The sequence below is a fragment of the Streptomyces sp. NBC_01450 genome (assembly GCF_036227505.1).
In the GTDB taxonomy this organism is placed as follows: Bacteria; Actinomycetota; Actinomycetes; order Streptomycetales; family Streptomycetaceae; genus Streptomyces.
Map to the genome: position 1 here is coordinate 5,847,049 of NZ_CP109480.1, position 23,866 is coordinate 5,870,914.

23 protein-coding genes and 1 tRNA gene are annotated in these 23,866 nt (G+C 69.8%); 10 read left to right on the forward strand and 14 right to left on the reverse strand.

The window, feature by feature from the left end:
- Positions 1-134: 134 nt before the first annotated feature.
- The 10 genes from OG568_RS26000 to OG568_RS26045 all read right to left on the reverse strand — a co-directional run bounded on the left by OG568_RS26000 (position 135) and on the right by OG568_RS26045 (position 11,275).
- Entirely contained in the window at positions 135-1,661 is a 1,527-nt protein-coding gene (locus tag OG568_RS26000; RefSeq protein ID WP_329533320.1) for an FAD-dependent monooxygenase, read from the reverse strand.
- Between the two features lie 2 nt (positions 1,662-1,663).
- Entirely contained in the window at positions 1,664-2,599 is a 936-nt protein-coding gene (locus OG568_RS26005) for an aromatase/cyclase (RefSeq protein ID WP_329533321.1), read from the reverse strand.
- Positions 2,600-2,649: 50 nt separating this feature from the next.
- On the reverse strand, positions 2,650-3,435 hold the full coding sequence (gene fabG, locus OG568_RS26010) for a 3-oxoacyl-ACP reductase FabG (protein ID WP_266583910.1): 786 nt from the start codon (positions 3,433-3,435) through the stop codon (positions 2,650-2,652).
- A 125-nt stretch (positions 3,436-3,560) separates the two neighbouring features.
- Entirely contained in the window at positions 3,561-3,836 is a 276-nt protein-coding gene (locus tag OG568_RS26015) for an acyl carrier protein (RefSeq protein ID WP_054237212.1), read from the reverse strand.
- A 75-nt stretch (positions 3,837-3,911) separates the two neighbouring features.
- Complete coding sequence (locus tag OG568_RS26020) at positions 3,912-5,126, reverse strand: ketosynthase chain-length factor (RefSeq protein ID WP_329533322.1); 1,215 nt, start codon at positions 5,124-5,126, stop codon at positions 3,912-3,914.
- Positions 5,123-6,394, reverse strand: coding sequence for a beta-ketoacyl-[acyl-carrier-protein] synthase family protein (locus OG568_RS26025; protein WP_101399151.1), 1,272 nt, complete (start codon positions 6,392-6,394; stop codon positions 5,123-5,125). The genes OG568_RS26020 and OG568_RS26025 overlap by 4 nt, the downstream gene beginning before the upstream one ends.
- A complete protein-coding gene (locus OG568_RS26030) occupies positions 6,391-6,720 on the reverse strand; it encodes a TcmI family type II polyketide cyclase (RefSeq protein WP_266432549.1) in 330 nt (109 codons plus the stop codon). The genes OG568_RS26025 and OG568_RS26030 overlap by 4 nt, the downstream gene beginning before the upstream one ends.
- A gap of 185 nt (positions 6,721-6,905) precedes the next feature.
- On the reverse strand, positions 6,906-8,681 hold the full coding sequence (locus OG568_RS26035; protein WP_329533323.1) for an acetyl/propionyl/methylcrotonyl-CoA carboxylase subunit alpha: 1,776 nt from the start codon (positions 8,679-8,681) through the stop codon (positions 6,906-6,908).
- 475 nt (positions 8,682-9,156) lie between these two features.
- The gene (locus OG568_RS26040; RefSeq protein WP_329533324.1) at positions 9,157-10,116 is read right to left on the reverse strand and encodes an NAD-dependent epimerase/dehydratase family protein; all 960 of its coding nucleotides are present in this window, start codon (positions 10,114-10,116) and stop codon (positions 9,157-9,159) included.
- Positions 10,117-10,219: 103 nt separating this feature from the next.
- Positions 10,220-11,275, reverse strand: a complete 1,056-nt coding sequence (locus OG568_RS26045; protein ID WP_329533325.1) for a ScbA/BarX family gamma-butyrolactone biosynthesis protein — start codon at positions 11,273-11,275, stop codon at positions 10,220-10,222.
- Between the two features lie 474 nt (positions 11,276-11,749).
- Here OG568_RS26045 and OG568_RS26050 point away from each other — a divergent pair, with 474 nt between their 5' ends.
- Together OG568_RS26050 and OG568_RS26055 are read left to right on the forward strand one after the other, a co-directional pair.
- The gene (locus OG568_RS26050) at positions 11,750-12,544 is read left to right on the forward strand and encodes a response regulator transcription factor (RefSeq protein WP_266432557.1); all 795 of its coding nucleotides are present in this window, start codon (positions 11,750-11,752) and stop codon (positions 12,542-12,544) included.
- Between the two features lie 211 nt (positions 12,545-12,755).
- On the forward strand, positions 12,756-13,376 hold the full coding sequence (locus tag OG568_RS26055; RefSeq protein WP_266432559.1) for a ScbR family autoregulator-binding transcription factor: 621 nt from the start codon (positions 12,756-12,758) through the stop codon (positions 13,374-13,376).
- A gap of 305 nt (positions 13,377-13,681) precedes the next feature.
- On the opposite strand, the gene OG568_RS26060 is transcribed toward OG568_RS26055, so the two are convergent.
- Positions 13,682-14,278 carry a TetR/AcrR family transcriptional regulator gene (locus OG568_RS26060; RefSeq protein ID WP_329533326.1) on the reverse strand — a complete coding sequence of 199 codons (597 nt, stop codon included), beginning with the start codon at positions 14,276-14,278 and terminating at the stop codon, positions 13,682-13,684.
- 312 nt (positions 14,279-14,590) lie between these two features.
- On the opposite strand from OG568_RS26060, the gene OG568_RS26065 reads away from it, so the two are divergent.
- Positions 14,591-15,892, forward strand: coding sequence for a sensor histidine kinase (locus OG568_RS26065; protein ID WP_329533327.1), 1,302 nt, complete (start codon positions 14,591-14,593; stop codon positions 15,890-15,892).
- A gap of 63 nt (positions 15,893-15,955) precedes the next feature.
- On the opposite strand, the gene OG568_RS26070 is transcribed toward OG568_RS26065, so the two are convergent.
- Together OG568_RS26070 and OG568_RS26075 are read right to left on the reverse strand one after the other, a co-directional pair.
- Entirely contained in the window at positions 15,956-16,213 is a 258-nt protein-coding gene (locus OG568_RS26070) for a hypothetical protein (RefSeq protein ID WP_266583898.1), read from the reverse strand.
- Positions 16,210-16,524, reverse strand: a complete 315-nt coding sequence (locus OG568_RS26075) for a hypothetical protein (RefSeq protein ID WP_266583897.1) — start codon at positions 16,522-16,524, stop codon at positions 16,210-16,212. Before OG568_RS26075 ends, OG568_RS26070 begins: the two co-directional genes overlap by 4 nt.
- 158 nt (positions 16,525-16,682) lie before the next feature.
- On the opposite strand from OG568_RS26075, the gene OG568_RS26080 reads away from it, so the two are divergent.
- Positions 16,683-16,955, forward strand: coding sequence for a GntR family transcriptional regulator (locus OG568_RS26080; RefSeq protein WP_266583895.1), 273 nt, complete (start codon positions 16,683-16,685; stop codon positions 16,953-16,955).
- Positions 16,956-17,142: 187 nt separating this feature from the next.
- On the opposite strand, the gene OG568_RS26085 is transcribed toward OG568_RS26080, so the two are convergent.
- Positions 17,143-17,229 (reverse strand) — tRNA-Leu (locus OG568_RS26085).
- Positions 17,230-17,597: 368 nt separating this feature from the next.
- Here OG568_RS26085 and OG568_RS26090 point away from each other — a divergent pair.
- From OG568_RS26090 to OG568_RS26115, 6 genes are all read left to right on the forward strand, one after another.
- Positions 17,598-17,741 (forward strand): hypothetical protein, encoded by a 144-nt coding sequence (locus OG568_RS26090; RefSeq protein ID WP_329533328.1) that lies wholly within the window; start codon positions 17,598-17,600, stop codon positions 17,739-17,741.
- On the forward strand, positions 17,729-18,586 hold the full coding sequence (locus OG568_RS26095) for an FhaA domain-containing protein (protein WP_266583893.1): 858 nt from the start codon (positions 17,729-17,731) through the stop codon (positions 18,584-18,586). Before OG568_RS26090 ends, OG568_RS26095 begins: the two co-directional genes overlap by 13 nt.
- Before the next feature lie 10 nt (positions 18,587-18,596).
- Complete coding sequence (locus OG568_RS26100) at positions 18,597-19,124, forward strand: FHA domain-containing protein FhaB/FipA (protein ID WP_266432575.1); 528 nt, start codon at positions 18,597-18,599, stop codon at positions 19,122-19,124.
- Between the two features lie 128 nt (positions 19,125-19,252).
- Positions 19,253-20,803, forward strand: coding sequence for a Stp1/IreP family PP2C-type Ser/Thr phosphatase (locus OG568_RS26105; RefSeq protein WP_266583891.1), 1,551 nt, complete (start codon positions 19,253-19,255; stop codon positions 20,801-20,803).
- A gap of 26 nt (positions 20,804-20,829) precedes the next feature.
- The gene (locus OG568_RS26110; RefSeq protein WP_266689096.1) at positions 20,830-22,278 is read left to right on the forward strand and encodes an FtsW/RodA/SpoVE family cell cycle protein; all 1,449 of its coding nucleotides are present in this window, start codon (positions 20,830-20,832) and stop codon (positions 22,276-22,278) included.
- Positions 22,275-23,759, forward strand: coding sequence for a peptidoglycan D,D-transpeptidase FtsI family protein (locus OG568_RS26115; RefSeq protein ID WP_329533329.1), 1,485 nt, complete (start codon positions 22,275-22,277; stop codon positions 23,757-23,759). The genes OG568_RS26110 and OG568_RS26115 overlap by 4 nt, the downstream gene beginning before the upstream one ends.
- The last annotated feature ends 107 nt before the right edge of the window (positions 23,760-23,866 follow it).

Sequence of the window (23,866 nt, forward strand, 5' to 3'; positions counted from 1 at the left end):
TGCGCGTCCATGGGTGTCCTCTCCTCGCGCGCCCGGGCGCGCGTCGCATCGGTGGGTGACGTGCGGTGCCTCAGCTGTGCGTGTGCCTGTCCGTGCGGTGTCCATGCCTGTCGGTGCGGGCCGTGCGGTGGTACTCAGTCGTCGGCGCGCGGGGTGCCGAACCAGCGGGTCAGTGCGTCCACCAGACCGGCCGGGCCGAAGCCGGCCCAGGCCACATAGCCGTCGGGGCGGACCAGCAGGGCCTGTCCGGCCGGCAGCGGGCCGTCGGCCGCGGGGCGGTCGGCGACGAAGGCGACGCGGTCCGACCAGGGGGCCGCACTCGCGCGCAGCGCCGGGGCGCCGTCCCCGTCCAGGGACAGCAGCAACCCGCGACCGGTGCGCAACAGTTCGGTCGTCCGGCGCCGCGCGCCATGCTCCGCGGACTCCAGCCACGCGTCCGGCAACCGCCGCCCCAGCAGCGGGGGTTCGTCGGAGTGGAGCTCGGGGCCGACGCCCTCGACGTCGTACCGGATGCCGAGGCCGCTGATCATCCCGGCGAGGTGCTGCCGTACGCCGTCCAGGGCGACGAGTTCGGTGAGCAGCGCGCGGGCGGGTTCGACCTCCGGACCGCCGAGCAGCAGCTCGACCTGGGCCCGGATGTTGGCGAGGACCTGGCGGCCCACGGTGTGGCGCTCGGAGTGGTAGGTGTCCAGGAGGTCCTCGCCCGCGCTGCCGCGGACGACAGCGGCGAGCTTCCAGCCGAGGTTGAAGGCGTCCTGGACGCCCAGGTTGAGGGCCTGCCCGCCGCTCGGCATCTGGCGGTGCGCCGCGTCCCCGGCGAACAGGACGCGACCGTGCCGGTAGCGCGCGAGCTGCCGGTTGGCGTCGCCGAAGGCGTTGACCCACAGGGGGGTGCCCTGGCTGATGTCCTCGCCGGTGACGCGCTTCCAGACGTCGGTGACCTCCGCGAAGTCCGGTTCGGCGCCGCCGCGTTCGGCCGCGGGGCGCCCGAACTCGTGGACCATCACCCGGGTCACCCCCTCGCGGGTGGCGGCGATGGCGAGCCCGTGCTCCAGGCGCTGGAAGCGCCGGTCGGCGACCGCGACACCGCAGACGTCGGCGCGCAGCAGTTCGCGTGCGGCGTCCCGGCCCGGGAAAGGGGCCCGGACCAGGCGCCGTACGGTGCTGTCCTCGCCGTCGCAGCCGACCAGATAGCGGGCCCGGATGCGGACGGGACCGTAGGGACCGATGGCCTCGGCCTCCACCCCGTCCTCCGCCGTGAGGGACAGCAGCTGGTGGCGGCGCCGCAGATCGGCGCCCAGCGCGGCGGCCCGCCGCTGCAACAGCTCCTCGGTGCGGGTCTGCGCGACCTTCCACTGCCCGGGGTGCGAGCTGGGCAGCGTCAGGTCCAGCGGTACGCCGCCGAAGTGACCACGCGGCTCGCACGGCGGCGTACCGAGCTCGTCCAGCAGCCCGCGGGAGTCGAGGATCTCCATCGTGCGGGCGTGCAGGGTGGAGGCCCGGGATTCGGTGGTCGGGCCGGGGCGCTGGTCGACGACGACCACCTCGGCGCCGCCCAGCCTCAGCTCGGTGGCGAGCATCAGCCCGGCGGGGCCCGCTCCGACCACGAGGACGTCGGTGTCCAGGATGGTCGTGTCGGTGTCCTGATGGTCCGTCGTCATCGTCAACGCCTGTTCTCTGCGAAGGCCTTGGCGTGGGTGAGGGTGGCGCGGCTGTTGGTGGACAGGGCGGTGTGGATGTAGGCGCGGGCGTCGGCGACGGTGGCGGTGTCACCGAGGATGCGGGTGATGTTGTCGGTGTTGAGGGTGACGGTGTGCTGGGAGGTGGCCGCGACGCCCTGGTCGGTGTCGGTGAAGGTCCAGTGGCCGGTGTGCAGGGTCATCAGGGCGGGCAGGGTGACCTGCTTGTAGGCGATGTGCTGGTGGGGGAAGGTCACCCGGTAGGACTTGGTGGTGTGGACGGAGCCGTCCTTGGCCCGGGTGTCCATCTCCAGGGTCTGGAGCCCCACGGTGTCCTCTTCCAGACGGACCGTGGCGACGTGCGGCAGGCGCTCCGACCACAGGTTCGCCTCGTTGATGAAGGCGTACACGTCCTTCGCGGAACCGTCGACGTAGACGGTGTCCTCGAACGAGAACGTCACCTCCTCCGCCGCGTGCGCGAACTCGACGTTCTCCTTCAGCGCGGCCAGCTCGGAGCGGCTGTTCCTGTCGACGGCCTGGTCGATCCAGAGGAGGTCGTGCGGATCGTCGTCGACGGCGCGGTAGTCGTGCAGCAGCCGTACCCGGGACTCGTTCTCGCCGAGCGGCTCGATGATCCAGGTGCCGCCCATCGCGGCGACCGGCGGGGCGGTCACCTCCTGGCGGAAGGTGATGCGCAGGGCCTCGGGGTCCAGTTCGCGGCGCGAGGTCCAGTTCTTGGCCTCACCGTTGGCGGTGGCCCAGATGCGTATCCGCTCCTGGGAGCCGTCGTGCTCCACGCGGTCCACGTGGATGGTGGGCGGGAAGATCCGGGGCCAGTTGGTGACCTCCGCCAGCAGCCGGTACACGGCCGGTGCGGGCGCGGCGATCGTGATCTCGTGCTCTACCTCACGGGTCGTCATGACGCTTTCTTCTCCATGGCTGGGTACGGGCTGCCGGTCGGTGGGGGTGCTCAGAAGTTGCCGAGTCCGCCGCAGACGTTGATGGCCTGCGCGGTGACCGAGGCGGCCGTGTCGGAGGCGAGGTAGGCGACCATGCCGGCGACCTCCTCGGGGGTGGAGTAGCGGCCGAGCGGGATCTTGGCCTGGAACTTCTCGAGGATGGCGTCCTCGGAGGTGTCGTAGGCGGCCGCGTATCCGGCGCGCACGCGCTGGGCCATCGGCGTCTCGACATAGCCGGGGCAGACGGCGTTCACGGTGATGCCGGTGGGAGCCAGCTCATTGCCGAGGGCCTTGGTGAAACCGACCACGCCGTGCTTCGAGGCGGAGTAGGGGGCGCCCAGGACCACGCCCTGCTTGCCGGCCGTGGAGGCGATGTTGATGATGCGGCCACGGCTCTTGTGGCGCATGCCGCCCGTGTTGAGCACCTCCCGCGTCAGCCGGAACACGCTGTTGAGGTTGGTGTCGATGACATCGGTCCACAGCTCGTCCTCGATGTCGGCGGTGACGCCGCCACCGGACCGGCCGGCGTTGTTGACCAGGACGTCGACGGTGCCGAAGCGGTCGACCGCGGCCTGTACGAAGGCGCCGACCGAGGCGGGGTCGCGGACGTCGAGGACCGCGCCGTCGGCGTCGACGCCCTCCTCCTGGAGGGTCTTGACGGTCTCGGCGACGTTGTCCGCGCTGCGGGCGCCGATGAACACGCGGTGGCCGCCCGCGGCCAGCGCCCGCGCGGACGCGAGGCCGATGCCGCTGGTGGCCCCCGATATGAGAGCGACCCGCTTTTCCAGCGTTGACATGTGCTTCCTCTCCCTCTTGTTCTGCGGGATGGCGCTTGCTTCTGCGGGGCTGCGGCGGAGCCGGACCGGACGAGGTCACGAGGTCAGGTGAAAGGTTTCGCCCGGTCCGGGAACGCCGTCGGGCCTCAGGCGGCGGCGGGCTCGTCGGCGCCGAACTGCTGGTTCACGGCCTCGATGAGGGCGCGCGGGGTGTCGGCGTCGGTCAGCAGGTCCTCGTCGAGGACGATCCCGTACTCGCGCTCGATACGGCTGCCGGTCTCCAGGAGCGCCAGCGACTCGTAGCCGAGGACTTCGAACGGCTCGTCGAGGATGTCGCCGTCGAGGTCGACGCCCTCGTCGACACCGGCGCCCTCCTGGAGGATGCGGCGCAGGTCGTCCAGGGTGAATTCCGAAGTGGACACGTGGGTTCCTTCCCAGGTCGAAATGGATCGTTCAGTCGGGGGTCTCAGGGGCGTTGGAGGCAGGGGGAGTGCCGGTCAGCCGACGGCGCGGACCACGACGGCCGAGTTGAAGCCGCCGTAACCGCGGGCCAGGACCAGGGCGGTGCGCACCTGGGCGGTGCGCGACTGGTTGACGACCAGGTCGAGGCCGTACTCCTCGTCGGGGCTGATGTGGACCGTCGGCGGGATGAGGCCCTCCTCGATGGCCAGCAGCGCGGTGGCGACGTCGAGCGGGGCCGCGCCGGAGTACAGCCGGCCCGTCATCGTCTTGGGCGCGGTGACCGGGACGCCCCGGACACCGAAGACCGCGGAGATCGCGTCGGCCTCGATACGGTCCAGCTCCGGCACGCCCGCCGCGTCCGCGAAGACCACGTCGACGTCCTCGGGAGCGGTGCCCGCGTCGGCGAGCGCGAGTTCGATCGCCTTGCGCAGGGCGGGCTCGCGGTCGCTGCCGGGCCGCGGGTCGAACGTCGAGCCGTAGCCCGCGATCTCGCCGTAGATCTTGGCGCCGCGCTCGCACGCCGACTCGGCCGACTCCATGATCAGGATGGCGCCGCCCTCGCCCGGCACATAGCCGGCCGCGTCGGCGTCGAAGGGCAGATAGGCGCGGGTCGGCTCGTCACTGGTGCTCAGCCGGTCGCCGGCCATCTGCGCCACCCAGCCCCAGGGGCAGATCGACGCGTCGACGCCCCCGGAGACGATCATCGGGGTGCCCTTGCGGATGAGCCGCCGGCCGTGCGCCACCGCGTCGAGACCGCCGGCCTCGTCACTGACGATGACGCCACTGGGGCCCTTGAGCCCGTTGCGGATGGATATCTGACCGCTGTTGACGGCGTAGAACCAGGCGAAGGACTGGTACGCGGACACGTACTGGCTGCCCTGGCTCCACAGCTTCTCCAGCTCGCCCTGCCCGAACTCGAAGCCGCCCGAGGAACTGGCCGTGACGACGCCCATGTCGTACTCGGGCAGTTCCTTGGGGTCGATGCCCGCGTCCGCGAGCGCCCACTCGGCGGCGACCAGCGCCATCCGGGTCATGTGGTCGGTCTGCGGCAGCAGCCGGCTCGGCAGCACGTCCGCGGCGACGAAACCGGGCACCTCGCCCGCCAGGGTCGACGGGTAGGAGGACGGGTCGAAGCGGGTGACCCGCCCGATGCCGTTCTTGCCGGTCCGGGTGGCGGCCCAGTAGTCCTGTGTGCCCAGTCCGTTGGGGGCGGCGATGCCCAGACCGGTCACTACCACCGTGGTGGTCATGCCACGCTCCTCTCGGGACGCGCCAGCACCATGGCGCTCTGGAATCCCCCGAAACCGCTGCCGACCGTGAGCACCGCGTCGGTGAGCTGCTCACGGGCGACCAGCGGCACGTAGTCGAGGTCGCACTTGGGGTCGGGGGTGGTGAGGTTGGCCGTGGGCGGCACGACGTGGTTCTCCATCGCCAGCGCGGACGCGGCGATCTCGATGGAGCCGATCGCGCCGAGCGAGTGCCCGACCATCGACTTGATCGAGCTGACCGGGGTCCGGTAGGCGTGGTCGCCCAGGCTCCGCTTGAACGCCTCGGTCTCATGGCGGTCGTTCTGCTTGGTGCCCGAACCGTGCGCGTTGATGTAGTCGATCTCGGTCGGGTTCATCCTGGCCTCGTCGAGCGCGACCGTGATGGCCTCGGCCATCTCCGCCCCGTCCGGACGCAGACCCGTCATGTGGTACGCGTTCGAACGCGTCGCATAGCCCGCGATCTCGGCGTAGATGTGCGCGCCGCGCCGCTTGGCGCTCTCCAGTTCCTCCAGGACGAACACGGCGGCACCCTCCCCGAGGACGAACCCGTTGCGGGTCCCGTCGAAGGGGCGCGAGGCACGCTCGGGTACGTCGTCCCGGGGCGTCGTCGCCTTGATCGCGTCGAAGCACGCCATCGTGATCGGCGAGATCGGGGCGTCGGACGAACCCGTGATCATGACGTCCGCGGAGCCCTCGCGGAGCAGCTCCACCGCATGCCCGACCGAGTCGATGCCGGACGTGCAGCCGGTGGAGACCACCGTGTTGGGGCCCTGCGCGCCCACGGCCCACGCGACCTCGGCCGCGAAGGAGCTGGGGACCAGGTAGTTGTACAGGTGCGGGGCCGTGTAGGCGTGGTCGACCAGGTGGAGCCGGCCGCCGTCGCTGACGACGTTGTACTCCTCGTCCAGACCCATGGTCGCGCCGACCGCGCTGCCGATGGTGACGCCGACGCGGTACGGGTCGTAGGCATCGATGTCGATACCGCTGTCGGCGACCGCGCCACGGGCCGCGACCACCGCGAACTGCGCGGCGCGGTCCATCCGGCGTATCTCCTGCGGGCGCAGCCCGTGCTCCGCGGGATCGAAGTCGATCTCGGCGGCGACCCGGGAACGGAACGGGCTGGGGTCGAAGAACGTGATGCGGCGGGTGGCCGTACGGCCCTCGCTCAGCAGGTTCCAGAAGTTCTTCGCCCCGACACCACCGGGGGCGAGCACCTCGATACCGGTGATGACAACTCGTCGGCCGGTCACGCGGACGCCTCCCAGTTGTAGAAGCGTGTCGCCATCGCATCGGCCGGGGAGCGCCAGGTGGCCGGGTCGTACGCCTCGATGAACGGCTTCAGGTCCTCGCTGATCTGTATGAAGCGCGGGTCGTGCCGGGCGTGCTGGATCAGCTCACCGCCGTTGTCCGCGTCGAAGTCCTGGAGGTGGAAGTACAGACCCCGGTACTGGAAGAGCTGGCGCCGACGCGTGCCCATGCGGTGCGGCATTTCCGTGCCGTCGAAATCACCGAAAATCTTCGCGACGTCGACGCTCGACCCGGGATCCATCCGAGCCACAATCAGCGTGCTGTACATACGTTTCCCTCTCCTCGGGGCCCACCACACAACAGTTGACGAAAGCTCATATTCAGTATCTTGGGCGGTACGAGCGGTTTCAATATTCCCCGTGTCAGGGAATTGTCAGACCGGTTCAGAATTGCGCTGGAGAATGCTGGAGAACGGTGGAGAACGCTGGGAAATGCCAGGCAATTCCGGGTGATTCAGCCGGTGATTTCGCACATGGCGGCGCCCGAGGCGACGGACGCGCCCACTTCCGCGGTGAGGCTCCTGACGGTCCCCGAGCGGTGGGCGTTGAGGGGCTGTTCCATCTTCATGGCCTCCAGGACGACGACGAGGTCGCCCTCCTTGACCTCCTGGCCCTCCTCGACCGCGACCTTGACGATCGTGCCCTGCATGGGCGAGGCGAGGGTGTCGCCGGAGGCCACCGGGCCCGACCTCCTGGCCGCGCGGCGCTTCGGCTTGGCGCCGGCGGCGAGGCCGGTGCGGGCCAGGGACATGCCCAGCGAGGACGGCAGCGAGACCTCCAGGCGCCTGCCGCCCACCTCGACGACGACGGACTCGCGGCCCGGCTCGTCCTCCGCCTCCGCCACCTCGGCGGGGGTCGTGAAGGCGGGGATCTCGTTGACGAACTCGGTCTCGATCCAGCGGGTGTGGACCGTGAACGGGTCGGTGGATCCGGTCAGTTCGGGGCCGAAGGCCGGGTCCTGGACCACCGCGCGGTGGAAGGGCAGCGCGGTGGCCATCCCGCCGATCTCGAACTCCTCCAGGGCGCGGGCGGCGCGCTGGAGCGCCTGCTCGCGGGTGGCGCCGGTGACGATCAGCTTGGCGAGCAGGGAGTCCCAGGCCGGACCGATCACACTGCCGCACTGCACACCCGCGTCGAGGCGGACGCCGGGGCCGGAGGGCGGCGCGAAGGTGGAGACCGTGCCCGGGGCCGGGAGGAAACCCCGGCCGGGGTCTTCGCCGTTGATGCGGAACTCGAAGGAGTGGCCGCGCAGGACGGGGTCGCCGTAGCCGAGTTCCTCGCCGTCGGCGATGCGGAACATCTCGCGGACGAGGTCGATGCCGGCGACTTCCTCGGTGACCGGGTGTTCGACCTGGAGGCGGGTGTTGACCTCGAGGAAGGAGATCGTGCCGTCCATGCCGACGAGGAACTCCACCGTGCCGGCGCCGACGTATCCGGCTTCCTTGAGGATCGCCTTGGAGGAGGAGTACAGCTCCGCCACCTGGGCGTCGGACAGGAACGGCGCGGGGGCCTCTTCCACCAGTTTCTGGTGGCGGCGCTGGAGCGAGCAGTCACGCGTGGAGACGACGACGACGTTGCCGTGGGTGTCGGCCAGGCACTGGGTCTCGACGTGGCGGGGCTTGTCGAGGTAGCGCTCGACGAAGCACTCGCCGCGGCCGAACGCGGCCACCGCCTCACGGACGGCGGAGTCGTAGAGCTCGGGGACCTCTTCGAGGGTGCGGGCGACCTTCAGGCCGCGTCCGCCGCCGCCGAAGGCGGCCTTGATCGCGATCGGCAGCCCGTGCTCTTCGGCGAAGGCGACGACCTCGTCGGCGCCGCTGACCGGGTCGGGGGTGCCCGCGACGAGGGGGGCGCCGGCGCGCTGGGCGATGTGGCGGGCGGCGACCTTGTCGCCGAGGTCGCGGATGGCCTGCGGGGGCGGGCCGATCCAGGTCAGGCCCGCGTCCAGGACCGCCTGGGCGAACTCGGCGTTCTCCGACAGGAAGCCGTAGCCCGGGTGGATGGCGTCCGCGCCGGAGTCCTTGGCGGCCTGGAGGACCTTGGCGATGTCCAGGTAGCTGGTGGCGGGGGTGTCACCGCCCAAAGCGAACGCCTCGTCCGCCGCCCGGACATGCAGAGCATCCCGGTCTGGTTCCGCATACACGGCAACGCTCGCGATCCCGGCATCCCGGCACGCCCGGGCCACGCGGACAGCGATTTCGCCACGGTTGGCGATGAGCACCTTGCGCACGATGAACCTCCCCAGACTCCGCTCGGAGCCACAAGACTGTTCGAGTGCGCACTTCCCCTTCAATACGGTCCGTTGCAGAACTGGGTCAGAATCCGCAGACCCGGGGCAGCACTTACCGGAAGAGGAAAGAAGAAGGTCAGACCTCCGTCAAATCACCGGACCCGGTGGATGGATCCACCGGGTCCGGAAAGAAAAGGAACGCGCCATTCCGTGCAGAATCTTGGAGGCCGATTGAGAGGCCGATTGAGAGGCCGACGGGAGGCTGACGGGAAGGTGCTTCGGGAGGCACTTTCAGCAGTCTCGTGGATCACGCGGATCATGGGGGGCACCCGGATCACGGGGGTCATGGGGGGCACGCGGGTCTCACGGGTCTCACGGGTCTCATGAGACGCGGATCTCGCGGGTCCCACCGGTCTCACCGATCTCGCAGGCCCGTCGTCCACTCGGTTTGTCGAGCTCGCGGGCCCGTACTCGGTCAACCGGCCTGCAGGGCCTTGCGGTACCAGGGCGCGGCAAGGGGGAAATCGGTGTCGAAACCGGCGCCGGGAGCCCGGCGCAGATCGGCCCAGAGCCGGGCACTGTCGAAGACATGGTCGGTGGTGAACATGTCGAGTCCGGACGGAGGTACGCCCTTCTCCACCAGGACCGCCCGGGCTTGGCCGGCGGTCAGCTCCCGGTCCGGCCAGTCGATCCCGGTGCACTCCGCGACCGCGCGCAGGAGGGTGCCCACGGGGACCGGCTCCGGGTGGGTGGCGTGGTAGACGGAGGCGGTCAGGTCGGCGGCGGGGGCGAGCGCGGCGGCCACCAGCAGCGCGGCCAGCTCGGATACGGCGATCACGGAGGTCCGGGCCGACCAGCCCTCCACCGTGCCGGGCAGCGTGCGCAGTATCCGGGTCAGGCCGGGCACCACCCACCTGTCGCCCTCCCCGTACACCAGGTGGGGCCGCAGGACGACACCGCCGGCCGCGAGGACGGCGTCCTCGGCCGTGGCCCGGGTGAGGGACGTGGGCGAGCGTGGATTGCGGGTCAGTTCTTCGGGCCGGTCGCCGCGGAAGGTGCCACGGCCGTAGACGGACGCGGTGCTCAGCTGGACGATGCGCGTGACCCCCGCGCGACGCGCTTCCTCGATGAGCGCCGCCGTACCACGGGCGTTGACGGCCTCGTTGGCCTCGGCATCGCCGCCGATCTGCGAGGCGCAGTGGATCAGGACGTCGACGCCGTCGCACACTCCGCGCAAGGACGCGGGGTCGGTCAGATCGGCCCGTACGACGCGAGCACCGTCCCGGGCCGGGGAGCCCTGGTGGGACGGGGGAGCGGAGTCGGGCAGGGGACTGCGGTGCGACATGAGCCTCAAGTCGCCCCGGTGCCGGGCGGCTTCGCGGGCGACGTGCCCGCCGACGAAGCCGGCGGCGCCGGTGATCAGGATGGTGGGCACGGGTCTCTCCTCGGGATGGGGACGCTCTCCCAGACGTACGGAGGATGCGGGCTCAACGGCCGTGCGGGCTCAATGGCCGTGCGGACTCAACGGCCGTGCGGACTCAACGGCGGCGCGGGCCCAGGACGAGCTCGGCGGTGAAGACGGTCTCGGCGTGTTGCGTACCGCGCACCCGCACCAGTACGCCGCCCTCCGTACCGTGCGGTTCGACCTGCGGTTCGATCCAGCAGGCCGCGTCGAACTCGGCGTAGCGCGCGAAGTTGCTCTTGAGGCCCAGCAGGAGTGCGTCCGGCATCCCGGTCGAGACGAGGGCGGCCTGCCGGGCGGCTTCCAGCAGGACCATGCCCGGTATGTGATCGACGGGGTGGTCGAAAAAGGTGGGGTGGGCGGTGTCGACGCGCAGTTCCCAGCGGTCGCCGATGCCGGAGGTGGATCCGGGCTCGGGCTCGGCGAGCAGCACGTGCCGGTCGTCGGAGTGGCCCACCGCGGCCGGGTCGATCGCGGGCGGCACGACGCGGTCGGTGGTGGTGGGCCGGCCGGCGCGCAGCCTGCGGTGGACGGCCGGGCTGGTGCAGCTGAACGCGGCGCCCGCGGTGGCCATCGCCTTTCCGTCGCGCAGCACGGTGACGTCGTAGCGCATACCGCCGAGCACCCGGCCTTTGCGGACGATGTCGCGGCAGACCGTGCGCAGTTCGACCTCCGTGGGGACGGCGTCCGCGACGAGGAGTTCGGGGCAGGTGTTGAAGAACATGTCCCACATCAGGAACTGGTGCCCGAAGGGGACGCCGAACTCGGCGTGCGCGAGCAGGGAACCGATCTGACGGACGGACTCGATCAGGAGCATCGGGTCCTGGTAGCCGCCGGACTGGGTGAAGAAGGAGTGACTGCGGGGCCATTGGGCGCTGACCGCGAATTCGTCCGGCTGATCGGCTTCCGCGGGTTCGGCGGCGGCCTCCCAACCGGTCAGCAGGACCTCGGAGACGGCGGCGCGATGGACGTACTCGCGCGGAACCGTCGTGGTCAGCCGCGGCGTCAGGGTTCGCGCCGCGGTCTGGACGGCGGGTTGAACAGCGTTTCGAGCAGCGGTTCGTGAGGCGCTGGTGCCCACCGTTGCGACGTCGTCATCGACGGACACACGGGTGGAGGTGGTGTACGACATGTACGGCACTCCTGTCTGTTTCCGAGCAGGGGGCAGCAATCCGTACCGCCGGCAGCCACCCCCCGTGGCCGACGTTCTCTCGCCCCCACAAGATACAGACATGTCTGTTCGTTTTATCAAGTAAAGCTTTAGCATCCTTCGAGTGACGAGCCGCCGTTACCGGGCGGTACGGCACGATTGCGCCACTCCGGACGCCCGATCTCGCAAACCGTGCAGACCTGCATGGTTAGCGCCAAGGACACCCCTAGGGCGAGGGAGTCCACCCCGACCGCAACCTGCCGGAAACATGACCTTGAAACGTCGGCGCGCCTCACATATACGCAGGTCATCATGGGTGGATTGGAAAAGGTACGGACCGACGCGCGGGGGATTTCGAACGCGTTGACAATCAGACAAGTCTGTTTGCTATCGTCCTCATTGCGAGAGTTCAGCAGTCCGTTCCGTGATGACGAGACTGTGCCTCAGGAGGAGCAGATGAATCGGCAAGCCGTGGATCTACTCGACGCCCGATCGCAGCGCAATCTTCCGCACCGCCCCACGATTCCCCAGCCCGGGCGGGCCGTTGCCCCACAGGCGGCCGCCGACCATCCCGGCCCCCCGGCCGGCGCACTGCGCGTCCTGGTCGTGGAGAACGATCTCAGGGCCGCCGACTCCCTCGTCCAGGGCCTGCTGCGGCAGGGGTACGCCGCGCAGAGCGTGGCCACCGGCACCAAGGCGCTCCAGGCGCACCGCGACGCCGATCTCCTACTGCTCGACCTGGACCTGCCCGACCTGGACGGGCTCGAGGTGTGCCGGGGAATCCGGGCGGTCTGCGACACCCCGGTCATCGCCGTCACCGCGCGTGGCTCCGAGCTCGACCGGGTGCTCGGACTGCAGGCCGGCTCCGACGACTACCTGGTCAAGCCGTACGGCTTCCGTGAGTTACTGGCCCGGATGGAGGCGGTGATGCGCCGGGTGCGCCAACAGCCCGCCGCCGCCCAGATCATCACCCACGGCCCGCTGCGCATCGACGTCGGCACCCGGGTGGCCACATTGGACGGGAAGCCGGTGGACCTGACCCGCAAGGAGTTCGACCTGCTGCGTCTACTGGCCTCGCAGCCCGGCACCGTCATGCCGCGACGCCAGCTCATGGCGCAGGTCTGGGACGACACCTGGTCCCACCGCGGGCGCACCATCGACACCCACGTCAGCAGCCTGCGCGGCAAGCTCGGTTCGAGCAGTTGGATCATCACCGTCCGCGGTGTCGGTTTTCGGCTCGGCCACCCGTAAGCGGCACCCGCAGGCCGTCCGAGGACCAGCTCACGACCCACAGGAGGAGCGCCCGATGAGCGCTCGAGGACCGACACGGGCCCGACCGGGAACCGACCGAAAATCGAGCCAAAACGGAAGCAAATACTCCCGCCTACTGGCGGCGTGCCGCCTTGCCGATACAATACAGACCAGTCGGTAAATTTCCAGCGGGCGAGAGCAAGGACCTGGTATGGCCACACAAGAGCGCGGGACGAGGTCGAGGCACTCGATCCTGGAGTCCGCGGCCCGGGTGTTCGACGAGCGCGGCTACGACGCGGCGAGCACCAACGACATCCTGGCCCGGACGGGTCTCACTCGAGGCGCGCTGTACCACCACTTCCCGTCCAAGGAAGCGATCGCCGTGGCGCTCGTGACCGCGCACAGCGAGGCCCTGGTGGTGCCGGACCAGGCGGTGAAGCTCCAGGCCGTCATCGACCTCACCCTGGAGTTCGCCCAGCGTCTGCAGCACGATCCGGTGCTACGGGCCAGTGTGCGGCTCGCGGTCGAGCAGACGTCGTTCTCCCGGCCGCCGCAGACGGCGTACGAGCAGTCCGGCGCCGCCATACTCGCCCTGCTGCGGCAGGCCGAGGAGCAGGGCGAGATCCTGCCCGGCGTGGACATCCAGGAAGCCACGTCGACGGTCGTCGGCGCCTTCACCGGCCTGCAGTTGATGTCCCAGGTCTACAGCAACCGCGAGGATCTGCCGGAACGCATCGGTGCGTTCTGGCGCTTCATGCTGCCCGGTCTGGCTACCCCCGGCTTGCTCGGCCGCCTCCGCACCACCCCGCCGCCGGCCCGCGAGACCGCCTGACCCTCCCTCCACACCCGCCAGGCAGCCACCCGCACCCCCTGGACCCGGCAACCTCACAACCGAGGCCCACGCCCCGGCAACACCCGCCGAACAGAACACGGCGACCCGAACACGCACTCCGGGCAGAGCCGCCTCGCCCGTGACGAACCCAGCCCGACATCTCGTCCCGGGCCCCCACCACGGGTCCCCTTCTCGTGCCGTCCCGTTCACAGGCATCGATTCCGGGCACCGGTCCTCGGAACGACCCCCCGCCCGGCCACCCGACGCGGGCAGCTCCTCCGCGGGCGAACTCACGCCGCGAGCCGTCAGACCCGCTCCCCACCCGTCCGTTCCGTCTCCGTCCGCTCCTCCCCGGCCAACGAGAACAACGGACGCAACAACACCCACAGCCGCTTGGACGTCTTGGGGTCCCACCACTCCGCGTCCGTGTGCCCCAGCGACTCCAACCCCGCGGCCACCACCACCGCCAGGTCGGCCAGATCCTCCGGCGCCGCCACGACGTCCCGGTGCGCGTCGACCACCCGCCTGCGCACCAACGCCAGTACGTCGTCACGCAGTCGCGGCGGCCCCTCCGACCCGTCCACCGCCAGCTGTATGCCGGCCCGGACGAGTTCCTCCGTGCGCAACGCCTCGCACAGGGCGACCAGGAGACGCTCCGGGGCATCCTCCACGGACCCCTCGAAGGCCTCGTCCATCAGCGCGACGACCCGCTCGTGCGCCTGCTCGTACACCGCGGCCGTCAACTCCGCGGTGGAGGAGAAGTGGTGGTAGAGAGCCCCCCGGCTCACCCCGGCCCGGCGGCAGATGTTGACCAGTCCCGCATCGGAGAGCCGGCCGTTCGCTATCAGATCCGCCGCGGCACGGACGAGAGCCTGACGGGTCTGTTCGGACCGGGTCTGCATCAGGCTGCACCTGCCTATTCCTGCTCTTGGCATGAAGGAGCGCGCGGGTGCCTCGTAGGCGCCAGCAACAACCGGAATCATACAACCATGCCTGTTTTAGTTGACAGCCCTGTGAACCCAGACCTCCATCCAACCCCCATAAATCCTGCAGCTCTTGCCCATAGCAAGACTCTTGACCGCCGGGCGATCCCGTGAGCACACCTCACCCCGAACGCCGGTCCACCCTTGACAATCAGACAAGTCTGTTTGTTACGTTGGCGATGGCCACGTTGCCCCCGGCACCCGAGCGTCATCCGAGCGTTGAGGAGTCCGATGAGCAGCACGACCGCCCCCACCGCCGCGACCGCACCCACCGGCCCGATCGCATCCACCCGCGCGATCGCTCCCGCCGGGCCGATCGCTCCCGCCGGCCCACCCCTCCCCGTCACCCCGACCATCCCCCTCGTCGGCAGCGGATTCGGCGAAGCCCTGCACGAAGGCCTGGTCCGCGCGGCGGCCCGGATGTCGCCCCGCCCGGGTCACGCTTCCGCCCTGTCGCCCACCACCGCCCTGGGCTCCTGGGAGACCGGCGCCGTCCTGGACCGCTTCACCGCACGTCTGCCCACCGCGCTCGCCCCCGCCGAGGCGGAGGTGCCCGCCCTGCGCACCACGCTGACGGAGTTCGCCCGCACCGCCCTGTCCCGGGCCGCGGACACCGCCCCTGCTCCCACCCCCACTCCCATCGCCCCGCCCGCCGCCTCCCCGCACCAGGTGGCCGCCGCGGTCGCCCTGCTCCTCGAATGCGCCCTGCTGCACGTCCTGGAGAGCGGCATCACGCACCGCGAGAGCGCGCTGCCCCGCGCGGTCGCGGTCGTCCGGCGTCTCGGCGAGGTAGTCCGGGGGGCCGGGGAGGGGATGTGGTCCGGCGACGACGGCCGCGGCGAGCGCCGCCGGCTGGCCCGGCAGCTGCACGACGAACTGGGCGGCGCCCTGTCCCTCGCCCGCCTCAGCCTCGACGCCGCCTCGACCTGCGCCCCCGCCAGTACCAGTACCAGCACCAGTAGCAGTAGCAGTACAAGGACCGGTCCCACTCCCAGCCCCACTCCCCGTACCCCTGACGCTTCCGGCGCCGTCGCGGCTCATCTCGCCACCGCCCAAAGGGCACTGGCCGAGGCGGCCCGGGAGAACCAGGCGCTCATCGACGGCATCCGCCACCGCGCCGACCTGCCGCCCCTGCGCGAGGCCCTGGAGGCCTTCCTCGCGGGCCCCCGCCCGCGCGCCGGCCGCCGTGTCCAGACCTCCGTCGAGGTCATCGGTGACGAGTGGACCCTCTCCGAGCGGCACCGGGAGGAGACCTTCCTCGCCCTGCGTGAAGCGCTGCGCGACCGCCTGGCCCGCTCGGGCGCGCACCGCGTGGACACCGTCGTGCGCATCACCCGGCGTTGGCTGTACGCGAAGGTGACCGACGACGGCCAGGGCCCCGCGGCAGGTTCCGTCGGCTCCGCCGACCGCGCGCGGGCCCTGCGCTCCCTCACCGGCCGCGTCGAGGATCTCGGCGGCCGGACCGGCATCACATCCGGCACCCCCACCGGCACCCTGCTGGAGATCCACGTGCCCCTGCGCCGACGCCCCTGAGGCCCACCCAGGAAAAGCTCCCACGGCACCACCCCATGCCTCCGGCGGGATGCCTCTGCGTCATCACTCTCTGTCGGCCGCCATGATGCCGACGCATTCTTCGAGCGCCGCGTGCAACGACGGTACGAAGGCGGCGAGTTCGGCGTCCGACGACTTGCCTCCCTCCAGCACGGCACCGACGACCGTCACCAGGACGGCGGCGGCCTTCAGCGCGTGTGCGTCGGCCAGTTCCTCAAGGAAACCGCCGGGACGCGCAACCACGAGCGCCTCCTTGCCGGTTGCCGGGTCGAAGCCGACGCTACGGAAACGCCTCGCGCTCATGCGGCAACCTCCATCGGGATGTAGTCCTGGCCGAGGGTCGCTAGGACCGCCGCCCGGCGCCGCTCCCGCTGAAGCCGCCTGCGGTCGAGTTCGTCACGCTCGCGTTCCCATACGGCGAGGTAGGGCCGGACCAGGCGCAGTCCGTCGGCGGGGATGACGTCCGCCGGGTGCAGCCCCGGCCGACGCGCGGGGGCGGGTTGGTGGGCTGGAACGGGCGGACAGACGGTGAGGGACGGTGGCGTACCGGGGCCGCGGTGCGCTCCGCGAGGAGGCAGGAAGAGGCTCAGGATCGCGGCCAGTAGGCTGCGCATGGGTCGACTCCTGTTCAGTCGGCTGAGCCCCGGCACGGAAGCTCTCATCCTTCCCGCCGGGGCGTTTTTTTGGGCTCTCATGGTATCGCCTTGTATCGATACGAAGCGATACATATCTCAAAGAGCATCTATCATCCCGCTTGCTTAGCGTCGACTTCATGAATCCTGACGCTGAGATCGATCACGGTGCGCCGCTGACCCCGTACCGGCAACTGGCCGGGATCTTGCGCGCGCAGATTCAGCGCGGCGACTGGCAGCCTGGGCGCATGCTGCCGAGTGAAGCCCAGCTCGTGCAGCGGTACGGGATCGCACGGACGACCGTACGGCGGGGGCTTGGCCTACTGGCCGAGGAAGGCTGGGTGTACGCCGTTCCCCAGCGGGGGTGGTTTGTCTCGGACCCTCTGCCACCCTCCCCCGAAAACCCCGCCTGACCGAAGCCGCACTCCCCCTCAGCCGCCCGAAGTGCCCCTGGAAAACCACCGCGGCCCCGACCGTGAGATACCTCACCGCCGGGGCCCTGTCGCGTCACCGTCCGGGCCGCAGCCCACCACAACAACGAGAAACGGGCCCTCACCATGACTTCCGTCACTGGTGAAGACCCGTTCCATCGGTTCTTCATGGTGCGCGAGGGGGGAGTTGAACCCCCACGCCCTTGCGGGCACTGGAACCTGAATCCAGCGCGTCTGCCTATTCCGCCACCCGCGCATTGGGTGTGTCTTTGGTCTCTCACCGAGTGGTGCGAGCCCCTGTCGACATGCAGAAGATTAGCACGCTGTCCGGGGTGGAATCACATCCCTTTCCCACGGCCACGGGCCCCGCCGGCACCGCACGTCTCAGGCGTAACCGGTTCACGTATCAACCTCGTACCGGTCCAGGCCATCTCTCCATGAGCAGGACAGGGTGCACAGTCAGGTGCGGGACACTGGTCTCGGAGCGCCTCTACGATCCTTGGCAGGAGTAGTGCCGGGAAGTGTTCGAAGAGGAGCCCCTGCGGGAACTTCGGGAGGGGACTTCGGAAGGCGTCGACACCCGTCGACCGGGCCGACAGGGGGAACCAGCCGATTTCCCGACGCGTGGATACGATCAGTAAGCAGTACCAGCAGGACCAGGACGACTACGGCAGGCCGTACGACACGGCGGGCCGTACGCAGTACGACGTGGACAGCACGCAGAACCAGGACGGTTACGAAGGAGGAGGTGCCCCATGGGAGTCCTGAAGAAGTTCGAGCAGCGCCTCGAAGGTCTGGTCAACGGCACCTTCGCCAAGGTGTTCAAGTCCGAGGTCCAGCCCGTGGAGATCGCCGGAGCGCTGCAGCGCGAGTGCGACAACAACGCCACGATCTGGAACCGCGACCGGACCGTCGTACCCAACGACTTCATCGTGGAGCTGAGCGCGCCGGACTTCGAGCGCCTCAGCCCCTACTCCGGCCAGCTCGGCGACGAGCTCGCCGGCATGGTGCGCGACTACGCCAAGCAGCAGCGCTACACCTTCATGGGCCCCATCAAGGTCCACCTGGAGAAGGCGGACGACCTCGACACCGGTCTCTACCGGGTGCGCAGCCGTACGCTCGCCTCCTCCACCGACCAGCAGGCCCCCGAGCGCGCCCCCGCGGGCCCGCCCCCCGGCCGGCCCGGTGGCTACGGCTATCCGTCGGCCGCCCCCGGTCCGGGCCCCACGGGCGCACCCCCGATGCCATCCGCACCGCCGCCCGGCGTGCGCCCCGGCCCCTCACCGATGGGCGCCCGGCCAGGCGGGGCTCCGGGCCCGGCGGCAGGCGGCCGTATGCGGCACTGGGTCGAGATCAACGGCACCCGCCATCAGATCTCCCGCCCGACGCTGGTGATGGGCCGCAGCACCGAAGCCGACGTGCGGATCGACGACCCCGGCGTATCCCGCCGGCACTGTGAGATCCGGACCGGAACGCCCTCGACGATCCAGGATCTCGGATCCACCAACGGCATCGTGGTGGACGGGCAGCACACCACCCGCGCTACGCTCCGCGACGGCTCGCGGATCGTCGTGGGCAGCACCACCATCATTTACCGGCAAGCCGAAGGGTGAAGCGGGGGCAATGTCAGAGCTGACCCTCACGGTCATGCGGCTGGGTTTCCTGGCCGTACTGTGGCTGTTCGTGATCGTGGCCGTGCAGGTCATCCGTAGCGACCTGTTCGGAACGCGCGTCACACAGCGCGGCTCGCGCAGGGACGCCTCCAGGCCGCAGCAGGCCGCGCGCCAGGCCACACCACCACCGCAGCGCCAGCAGGCGCCGCCGAGCGGGGGCAGCGGTGGCCGACAGCGCCGCGGCGCCCCCACCAAGCTGGTCGTCTCCGAAGGAACCCTCACGGGCACGACCGTCGCGCTGCAGGGGCAGACCATCACCCTGGGCCGCGCGCACGACAGCACCATCGTGCTGGACGACGACTACGCGTCCAGCCGCCATGCCAGGATCTACCCGGACCGAGACGGCCAGTGGATCGTCGAGGACCTCGGCTCCACCAATGGCACCTATCTCGACCGGAGCCGACTGACGACTCCCACGCCCGTTCCGCTGGGCGCGCCGATCCGCATCGGCAAGACCGTCATCGAGCTGCGGAAGTAGTGCTACATCATGAATGAGCGCGAGCGGAGCGAGCACGCAGTGGTGGTCCACACGACGGACCCCGGCGCGCTCCCGACCGGAGGGTGGGCACCGTGCGGATGTACCCGGAGCCGACGGGCGAGGTGCGCATGAGTCTGTCATTGCGCTTCGCCGCCGGATCGCACAAAGGCATGATCCGCGAGGGCAACGAGGACTCCGGTTACGCCGGTCCCCGCCTGCTCGCGATCGCCGACGGGATGGGCGGCCAGGCCGCCGGTGAGGTCGCCTCCTCCGAGGTGATCTCCACCATCGTCGCCCTGGACGACGACGTACCCGGCTCCGACATCCTCACCTCGCTGGGCACCGCCGTGCAGCGCGCCAACGACCAGCTGCGGATGATGGTCGAGGAGGACCCCCAGCTGGAGGGCATGGGGACCACCCTCACCGCGCTCCTGTGGACCGGTCAGCGCCTCGGCCTCGTCCACGTCGGCGACTCCCGCGCGTATCTCCTGCGTGACGGCGTGCTCACCCAGATCACCCAGGACCACACCTGGGTGCAGCGCCTGGTCGATGAGGGCCGCATCACCGAGGAAGAGGCCACGACCCACCCCCAGCGCTCCCTCCTCATGCGCGCGCTGGGCAGCGGCGACCACGTCGAGCCGGACCTCTCCATCCGGGAAGTCCGCGCCGGCGACCGCTACTTGATCTGCTCCGACGGCCTGTCCGGCGTCGTCTCCCATCAGACGATGGAAGACACCCTCGCCAGCTACCAGGGCCCGCAGGAGACCGTCCAGAACCTCATCGAGCTCGCGTTGCGCGGCGGCGGCCCCGACAACATCACGGTGATCATCGCCGACGTCCTCGACATCGACTCCGGCGACACCCTCGCCGTACAGCTCTCCGACACCCCGGTCGTGGTCGGCGCGGTCGCCGAGAACCAGCACCAGCTGCACGACAACGGCGCCATGCAGACCCCCGCGGGCCGCGCCTCCAGCCTCGGCCGTCCGGTACCCGGACAGGGCGGTGGCGGCGAGTTCGGCCCGCCCGGCAGCGGCGACACCACCGGCTACGACCCCGCGGGCGGCTTCGGCGACTACTCCGACGAGGACTTCGTCAAGCCGCGCCCCGGACGCAGGTGGCTGAAGAGATCCTTCTACAGCGTGCTGGCGCTCGCCGTCATCGGCGGCGGTCTGTACGGCGGCTACCGTTGGACACAGACGCAGTACTACGTCGGCACCCAGGACGAGCACATCGCGCTGTACCGCGGAATCAGCCAGGACCTGGCCTGGGTCTCGCTCTCGAAGGTGGAGAAGGACCACCCCGAGATCGAACTCAAGTACCTGCCGCCGTACCAGCAGAAGCAGGTCAAGGCGACGATCGCGGAGGGCGGCCTCAAGAACGCCCAGCAGAAGATCGGCGAGCTCGCCACGCAGGCCTCGGCGTGCAAGAAGGACGCCGAGCGTCGCGCCGCCGACACCCAGAGCGGTGCGAAGACCGGCACGGGCCAGGCAGGTGGAACCACGGGAACCACAACCACCTCTCTGACGTCCAAGGCCACGTCCAGCCCGTCCCCGACGCCGAACGCATCCAGCTCGGCACCGTCTTCGAAACCGTCCACCTCCACCGCACCCACTCCCACACCAGGCCCCAGCCTCTCCGACGAAGAGCAGAAGCTGGTCTCGCTGTGCGGTAAGCAGTAAGAAGCCGTGAGGGGCCCTGTCACACCATGAGCAGTAGTACGAACACGCCGACGCACCACACGTCGACCATCGGCTCGATCGGCGCACCGAGCCGCCGCAACACCGAGTTGGCGCTGCTGGTGTTCGCCGTCGTCATCCCGGTCTTCGCGTACGCCAACGTCGGCCTGGCCATCAACGACAAAGTGCCCGCCGGGCTGCTGGGCTACGGCCTCGGCCTCGGCCTGCTCGCAGGCGTCGGCCACCTCGGCGTACGGAAGTTCGCACCGTACGCCGACCCGCTGCTGCTGCCACTGGCGACGCTGCTCAACGGCCTCGGCCTGGTGATGATCTGGCGTCTCGACCAGTCCAAGCTGCTCCAGTCGCTGCCCAACTTCACCCAGGCAGCGCCCCGCCAGCTGATGTACACCGCGCTGGGCATCGGTCTGTTCGTCGCCGTACTGATCTTCCTCAAGGACCACCGCGTCCTGCAGCGCTACACCTACATCTCCATGTTCGGCGCCATCGTCCTGCTCCTGCTGCCGCTGGTCCCCGGCCTCGGCGCCAACATCTACGGCGCCAAGATCTGGATCTCGATCCCCGGCCTGGGCACCCTCCAGCCCGGCGAGTTCGCGAAGATCATCCTCGCGGTCTTCTTCGCCGGCTACCTCATGGTCAAGCGCGACGCGCTGGCCCTCGCCAGCCGCCGCTTCATGGGCCTCTACCTGCCGCGCGGCCGCGACCTCGGCCCGATCCTGGTGGTCTGGTTCGTCTCCATCCTGATCCTGGTCTTCGAGACCGACCTCGGTACCTCGCTGCTGTTCTTCGGCATGTTCGTGATCATGCTGTACGTCGCCACCGAGCGGACCAGCTGGATCGTCTTCGGTCTGCTGATGTCGGCGGTCGGCGCCGTCGGCGTGGCGAGCTTCGAACCGCACATCCAGACGCGTGTCCAGGCCTGGCTCAACCCGTTGCACGAGTACAAGCTCAGCCGGACCGTGACCCACGACGGCATCCTCCACTCCGAGCAGGCCATGCAGGCCCTGTGGGCCTTCGGCTCCGGCGGCACGCTCGGCACCGGATGGGGACAGGGCCACTCGGAACTCATCCGGTTCGCCGCCAACTCCGACTTCATCCTCGCCAGCTTCGGCGAGGAACTGGGCCTGGCGGGGATCATGGCGATCCTGGTCATCTACGGCCTGATCGTGGAGCGCGGCATCCGAACGGCGCTCGCGGCCCGCGACCCGTTCGGCAAGCTCCTCGCCGTCGGCCTCTCCGGCGGCTTCGCGCTCCAGGTCTTCGTCGTCGCGGGCGGCGTCATGGGCCTGATCCCGCTCACCGGTATGACGATGCCGTTCGTGGCCTACGGAGGCTCCTCCGTCATCGCCAACTGGGCGCTCCTGGGCATCCTGATCAGAATCAGCGACACCGCCCGCCGCCCGGCACCCGCACCCGCCCCCAGCCCCGACGCCGAGATGACCCAGGTGGTCCGCCCGTGAACAAGCCCCTGCGCCGGATCGCTATCTTCTGCGGACTCCTCGTCCTCGCCCTGCTCATCCGTGACAACTGGCTCCAGTACGTCCAGGCGGACACCCTGAAGTCCGACACGCTGAACCGCCGCGTCGCCATCGAGCGATATGCCACACCGCGCGGCGACATCATCGTCGACGGCAAGTCGATCACCGGGTCCGCGAAGGGCACCGGCAGCGGCTACAACGACTTCGAATACAAGCGCACCTACAAGGACGGCGCGATGTGGGCGCCCGTCACCGGGTACGCCTCCCAGGCCTTCGGCGCCACCCAGTTGGAGAGCATCGAGGACGGCATCCTCACCGGCAACGACGACCGGCTCTTCTTCCGCAACACCCTGGGCATGATCACGGGCAAGAAGAAGCAGGGCGGCAACGTCGTCACCACCCTCAACGCCGCCGCGCAGAAGGCCGCGTACCAGGGCCTGCTGAGCCGGGGCAAGGGCGCCGTCGCCGCGATCGACCCGCAGACCGGCGCGATCCTGGCACTGGCCTCCACCCCGTCGTACGACCCGTCGACCTTCGCCGGGAACTCGACGAGCGTCGACGGCAAGGCATGGACGAAGCTGGAGAAGAAGAACAACCCCGACGATCCCACGCTCAACCGGGCGCTGCGCGAGACCTACCCGCCGGGCTCCACCTTCAAGGTGGTCACCGCGGCGGCGGCGCTGGAGAACGGCCTGTACAAGTCCGCGGACGAGAACACGGACTCACCGCTGCCGTACACCCTGCCGAACACCAGCACCGAGCTGAAGAACGAGGGGAACATCCCCTGCAAGAACGCCACCATGCGTGAGGCGCTCCGTGTCTCCTGCAACACGGTCTTCGGCAAGATCGGCGCCGACCTCGGCAAGGACAAGATGCAGGCGGAGGCCGAGAAGTTCGGCTTCAACTCCGAGCAGTTCACGCCGGTACGGTCCAACGCCTCGAACTTCCCCAAGAAGATGGACAAGCCGCAGACCGCGCTCAGCTCCATCGGCCAGTTCGAGACCGCCGCGACCCCGCTGCAGATGGCCATGGTGGCCTCGGCCGTCGCCAACAACGGCACACTCATGAAGCCGTACATGGTCGACGAGCTGCAGGCTGCGAGCGTGGACCCCATCGAGCAGACCGAACCGAAGCAGCTGAGCCAGCCGCTCTCCAAGGAGAACGCCCAGATCCTGCAGTCGATGATGGAGACGGTCGTCAAGGAGGGCACCGGCCAGAAGGCTCAGATCTCCGGCGTCACCGTGGGCGGCAAGACCGGTACCGCCCAGCACGGTGTCGCCAACAGCGAGAAGCCGTACGCGTGGTTCATCTCATACGCCAAGCTCCCCGACGGCAGCTCGCCCGTCGCCGTGGCCGTGGTGGTCGAGGACGGCGCCGCGAACCGTGGAGACATCACGGGTGGCGGTCTCGCCGCCCCCATTGCGAAGAGCGTGATGGAGGCGGTCATCAACAGCAAGAAGTGACCCCTGTCACGTCCCCTTCACATCGGTGCACGTTGCGATACCGGTCCTGTATCGGGTGACGGGCTTGGCCAGGTCACAGAAGCCGAGCCGGGTACGGTATGCCCGGA

Bases quoted from the DNA above. Each gene is read 5' to 3' on its own strand.
- OG568_RS26000 (WP_329533320.1), bottom strand. From the start codon at position 1,661: ATGACGACGGACCATCAGGACACCGACACGACCATCCTGGACACCGAC.
- OG568_RS26005 (WP_329533321.1), bottom strand. From the start codon at position 2,599: ATGACGACCCGTGAGGTAGAGCACGAGATCACGATCGCCGCGCCCGCA.
- fabG (WP_266583910.1), bottom strand. From the start codon at position 3,435: ATGTCAACGCTGGAAAAGCGGGTCGCTCTCATATCGGGGGCCACCAGC.
- OG568_RS26020 (WP_329533322.1), bottom strand. From the start codon at position 5,126: ATGACCACCACGGTGGTAGTGACCGGTCTGGGCATCGCCGCCCCCAAC.
- OG568_RS26030 (WP_266432549.1), bottom strand. From the start codon at position 6,720: ATGTACAGCACGCTGATTGTGGCTCGGATGGATCCCGGGTCGAGCGTC.
- OG568_RS26045 (WP_329533325.1), bottom strand. From the start codon at position 11,275: ATGTCGTACACCACCTCCACCCGTGTGTCCGTCGATGACGACGTCGCA.
- OG568_RS26050 (WP_266432557.1), top strand. From the start codon at position 11,750: ATGAATCGGCAAGCCGTGGATCTACTCGACGCCCGATCGCAGCGCAAT.
- OG568_RS26055 (WP_266432559.1), top strand. From the start codon at position 12,756: ATGGCCACACAAGAGCGCGGGACGAGGTCGAGGCACTCGATCCTGGAG.
- OG568_RS26060 (WP_329533326.1), bottom strand. From the start codon at position 14,278: ATGCAGACCCGGTCCGAACAGACCCGTCAGGCTCTCGTCCGTGCCGCG.
- OG568_RS26065 (WP_329533327.1), top strand. From the start codon at position 14,591: ATGAGCAGCACGACCGCCCCCACCGCCGCGACCGCACCCACCGGCCCG.
- OG568_RS26070 (WP_266583898.1), bottom strand. From the start codon at position 16,213: ATGAGCGCGAGGCGTTTCCGTAGCGTCGGCTTCGACCCGGCAACCGGC.
- OG568_RS26075 (WP_266583897.1), bottom strand. From the start codon at position 16,524: ATGCGCAGCCTACTGGCCGCGATCCTGAGCCTCTTCCTGCCTCCTCGC.
- OG568_RS26080 (WP_266583895.1), top strand. From the start codon at position 16,683: ATGAATCCTGACGCTGAGATCGATCACGGTGCGCCGCTGACCCCGTAC.
- OG568_RS26095 (WP_266583893.1), top strand. From the start codon at position 17,729: ATGGGAGTCCTGAAGAAGTTCGAGCAGCGCCTCGAAGGTCTGGTCAAC.
- OG568_RS26100 (WP_266432575.1), top strand. From the start codon at position 18,597: ATGTCAGAGCTGACCCTCACGGTCATGCGGCTGGGTTTCCTGGCCGTA.
- OG568_RS26105 (WP_266583891.1), top strand. From the start codon at position 19,253: ATGAGTCTGTCATTGCGCTTCGCCGCCGGATCGCACAAAGGCATGATC.
- OG568_RS26110 (WP_266689096.1), top strand. From the start codon at position 20,830: ATGAGCAGTAGTACGAACACGCCGACGCACCACACGTCGACCATCGGC.